Genomic DNA, 516 nt, shown 5'->3' on the forward strand with positions numbered 1-516 from the left:
TCAGACGTTCTATCTTTCTGTTCTGCCTATCATCCCATTCGGATTGTATTAGATAGGCTATCAGCTCATCATTGGTGTAATCGATGCTCTGTGATGATAAGCTGGTATCAAAAGCCCTGAGCATTCCATGAAGCCTTAACTGTTTCATCTGTTCTAATGTTTGTGTATTCATATTTCTGTTTTAAGAGTTTCTATTTTATTTGTAATAATGGCCTCCTCTGATGTTATCATGGCTAGGCATATCAATTTCTTGTTCTATGTTTTCATCAAGGCTATCCCATCCTTTTTTGAGAATACGTTCGATGATATTGTAATTGTACGCTCCATAGTCCAAGGCTCTTTTACAGGCCTTGTCCAATCGGTTATTGCCTACCTTTTTTGCTAAGTGCAATACACCCAAACATGATTTATAAGACTGTTCAGGATGTTGCTTTTTATCTAGTATTTTGATGATATATACTTTGCAATCTTCTCCTATATGACCTGCCCATGCAATGAACTTTTCACTACTCCATT

At 36.6% G+C, this 516-nt stretch carries 1 pseudogene; it reads right to left on the reverse strand.

The features are described from left to right. Positions 1-196: 196 nt before the first annotated feature. A pseudogene (locus tag BFP75_RS02840) lies at positions 197-516 on the reverse strand (IS21 family transposase); the annotation flags it as partial.

This window comes from Maribacter sp. 4G9, from assembly GCF_002742265.1.
Classification (GTDB): domain Bacteria; phylum Bacteroidota; class Bacteroidia; order Flavobacteriales; family Flavobacteriaceae; genus Maribacter.